This window comes from Streptomyces thermospinosisporus (assembly GCF_039526425.1).
Taxonomy (GTDB): Bacteria; Actinomycetota; Actinomycetes; order Streptomycetales; family Streptomycetaceae; genus Streptomyces; species Streptomyces thermocarboxydovorans.
The window spans coordinates 1-3,227 of record NZ_BAAAIZ010000159.1 but is presented as its reverse complement, the minus strand read 5'-3'; the positions used below and the strand labels follow the sequence as shown (position 1 = coordinate 3,227).

Annotated in this window: 4 protein-coding genes; 1 reads left to right on the top strand and 3 read right to left on the bottom strand. The window is 69.3% G+C overall.

Features of this window, described 5'->3' with window-relative positions; genetic code table 11:
- Positions 1-338 precede the first annotated feature (338 nt).
- Complete coding sequence (locus ABD207_RS32025; RefSeq protein WP_344016827.1) at positions 339-1,364, top strand: Yip1 family protein; 1,026 nt, start codon at positions 339-341, stop codon at positions 1,362-1,364.
- Between the two features lie 125 nt (positions 1,365-1,489).
- On the opposite strand, the gene ABD207_RS32020 is transcribed toward ABD207_RS32025, so the two are convergent.
- The 3 genes from ABD207_RS32020 to ABD207_RS32010 all read right to left on the bottom strand — a co-directional run bounded on the left by ABD207_RS32020 (position 1,490) and on the right by ABD207_RS32010 (position 2,955).
- Complete coding sequence (locus ABD207_RS32020; RefSeq protein ID WP_344016826.1) at positions 1,490-1,987, bottom strand: phosphoribosyltransferase; 498 nt, start codon at positions 1,985-1,987, stop codon at positions 1,490-1,492.
- Between the two features lie 5 nt (positions 1,988-1,992).
- The gene (gene dcd, locus ABD207_RS32015) at positions 1,993-2,568 is read right to left on the bottom strand and encodes a dCTP deaminase (RefSeq protein WP_330338749.1); all 576 of its coding nucleotides are present in this window, start codon (positions 2,566-2,568) and stop codon (positions 1,993-1,995) included.
- Between the two features lie 216 nt (positions 2,569-2,784).
- Positions 2,785-2,955: a hypothetical protein gene (locus ABD207_RS32010; protein WP_344004296.1), complete on the bottom strand. Its 171-nt coding sequence runs from the start codon at positions 2,953-2,955 to the stop codon at positions 2,785-2,787.
- Positions 2,956-3,227 lie beyond the last annotated feature (272 nt).

Below are 3,227 nucleotides of genomic sequence, written 5' to 3'. Positions count from 1 at the left end.
CGACCCCGAAGGCTCCGCCGACACCGAGAGCGAACCCGAACCGGAACCGGTCAAGTGACCGTCGCGGCCGGCGGGTGCAAGACCGGCTGAGGCCGGCGGAGCTCGCCGAGCCGTCCGCGACCGCACGCGAACGAAGGGCCGCCCGTCCCCCGGGCGGCCCTTCGCCGTACACCAGGCTCGTACGGACGGCCTTCCCCGTACAGCGGGCCTTCCCACGCGGAAGGGCGTCCCCTGTCCCCTGCCTCCGTCGTACGGATGACCGCCTGCCGCGAAGCACTACCCGGGACGGACCGGCGCACTACCGGGGACGGACACCGGGCCTGACGACCCCTTAGGGGATGTCACAGCTCGGCCGCAAAGGGGCCCTCAAAACCGGGGGCCGGACACGTGACCTTCCGCGACCAGGTACGTTCGAAGACGTGGCTGGATTCAGGATCGGACGCGGCCGGAACAACAACGGCGCTCCCAACGCGCACCCGCAACACCCCCCGTACGGACAGCAGACGCCGCAGGGGCCGTCGTACGGCTACCCGCAGCCGCCTCAGCCGTACCCGCCGCAGCCGTCGTACGGCAGCGGCCCCGGCGGGCCGGGCGGCAGCCCCTGGCCGAGCCCGCACGGCCCCGGCCGGGGCGGTCACGGCAACCCTGGGGGCCACGGGGGCGGCCACGGCGAGCCCGAGTACTTCGGCGACGGCGCCTATCCGCCCGGCGCCCCGCACGACCCGTACGCGGCCAACAACCCCGGGCACACCCAGGCCTTCTCCATCGACGACCCCTACGTCCAGGGCGACACCTACCAGGCCCCGCCGCCCGGCCCCGTGGGCCCGCGTCTGCACTGGAAGGACCTCCTCAAGGGCGTCGTCCTGTCCCCGGCCCAGACCTTCCTCCAGATGCGGGACTACACGATGTGGGGCCCCGCCCTCGTCGTCACCTTCATCTACGGCCTGATCGCCGTCTTCGGCTTCGACGGCGCCCGCGAGGACGCGATCAACGCGACCCTCTCGAACGCCGTCCCGATCGTCCTGACGACGGCCGTGGCGATGGTGATCAGCTCCTTCATCCTGGGCGTGGTCACCCACACCCTGGCCCGCCAGCTCGGCGGCAACGGCGCCTGGCAGCCGACGGTCGGCCTCTCCATGCTGATCATGTCCCTGACGGACGCGCCCCGTCTGCTGGTCGCCATGTTCCTCGGCGGCGACGCGCCGTTCGTACAGGTCCTCGGCTGGGCCACCTGGGTCGCGGCCGGCGCCCTGCTCACGATGATGGTCAGCCGCTCCCACGACCTGCCCTGGCCGAAGGCCCTGGGCGCCTCCGCGATCCAGCTGATCGCCCTCCTGTCGATCGTGAAGCTGGGCACGTTCTAGAACGGCTTCCGGGACGTCCTGGAACGGCCTCCGGGACGACCCGGCCTCCGGCCGCACTCACGAGAAGGGGCTTCCTCCAGGAAGCCCCATTTCTCTGTACTGGGTCCCTGCCCTGGGACCGTCCCTCAGGCGTCGAGCACCTGCCCCGCCCGCTTGACCACCGGCGGCTGGACGGACCACGGGAAGTTGATCCAGTCGTCCGTGCGCTTCCAGACGTACTCGCACTTCACCAGGGACTGCGTCTTCTCGTAGATCACGGCGCTGCGGACCTCTGCGACGGCGTCCAGGCAGAAGTCGCGGACCAGCTTGAGCGTCTTGCCGGTGTCGGCGACGTCGTCCGCGATCAGCACCTTCTTGTCGGTGAAGTCGATGGCGTTCGGGACGGGCGCCAGCATGACCGGCATCTCCAGCGTCGTCCCCACGCCCGTATAGAACTCGACGTTGACCAGGTGGATGTTCTTGCAGTCGAGGGCGTAGGCGAGGCCGCCGGCGACGAAGACACCGCCGCGGGCGATGGAGAGCACTATGTCCGGCTGGTAGCCGTCGTCCGCGATGGCCTGCGCGAGTTCCCGCACCGCCACGCCGAACTGCTCGTAGCTGAGATTCTCCCGTGCGTCGCTCATGCCGCTCAAACCTGGGTCCGGTGGAAGTTGACGTAGGACCGCGAGGCGGTGGGGCCGCGCTGTCCCTGGTACCGCGAGCCGTAGCGCTCACTGCCGTAGGGGAACTCGGCGGGCGAGCTGAGCCGGAACATGCACAGCTGGCCGATCTTCATGCCGGGCCACAGCTTGATCGGGAGCGTCGCGAGGTTCGACAGCTCCAGGGTGACGTGACCGGAGAACCCGGGGTCGATGAAGCCGGCGGTGGAGTGCGTCACCAGCCCGAGCCGCCCGAGCGAGCTCTTCCCCTCGAGGCGGGAGGCCAGGTCGTCGGGGAGCGTGATCACCTCGTACGTCGAGGCCAGCACGAACTCACCGGGGTGCAGGATGAACGGCTCGTCGCCCTCCGGCTCCACCAGACGCGTCAGGTCGGGCTGCTCGACGGAGGGGTCGATGTGCGGGTACCGGTGGTTCTCGAACACCCGGAAGTACCGGTCCAGGCGCACGTCGATGCTCGACGGCTGCACCATGGATTCGTCGTAGGGATCGATGCGTACCCGCCCGGCATCGATCTCGGCCCGGATGTCCTTGTCTGAGAGAAGCACGCCCCGAGAATACGCAAGGCGCGCGGACCGGCCACAACCGCACCGTCCCGCGCGCCCACGTCCCTGTGCTCCGGCACCCTCCTCGGTCACCGGACGCTTACATCCCGCTGCATCCCGTGCCGCTCACTGCTGCCCCGCGGCCGTCTCTGCCCACTGATGCCTACTGCTCTGCCTACTGCTCTGCCAACTGCTCTGCCTACTGCTGCTCACCGCTGCCTACTGCTGCTTCTGCAGCGCGACCGGCACGACGCTGCGGAGCCGCGCACAGCGCGGACAGCGCAGCAGCCGGCCCGGACCGAGTCGCTCGGCCTGCTGCATCGGGAACGAGGCGGCGGTGAACACGTGCCCATCGGCACAGCGGACGACGGTGCGCTCCATCAAGTCCAAGAGTCCCTTCCCCAGAGGCGCGTCCGGCTGACTGCCGTGACGACAAAAGCCACATTACGGGATCAAAGAGACGCCCCTCCAGGCGGCACTCCGCACACTCACGCCCCCCTCACCGTACGCCCCAACTCGTACCCCTCGCAGCCCGATCCATCCCCTGAAACACAGTCAGGCCCCTGGGCTTGGACACCGGGGGCCTGGCATGAGGTAAAGTAAATGAGCGTCCGGACACCGATCACGGTCGGTGTTCTGGATCTTGCGCGGGTGTAGTTTAA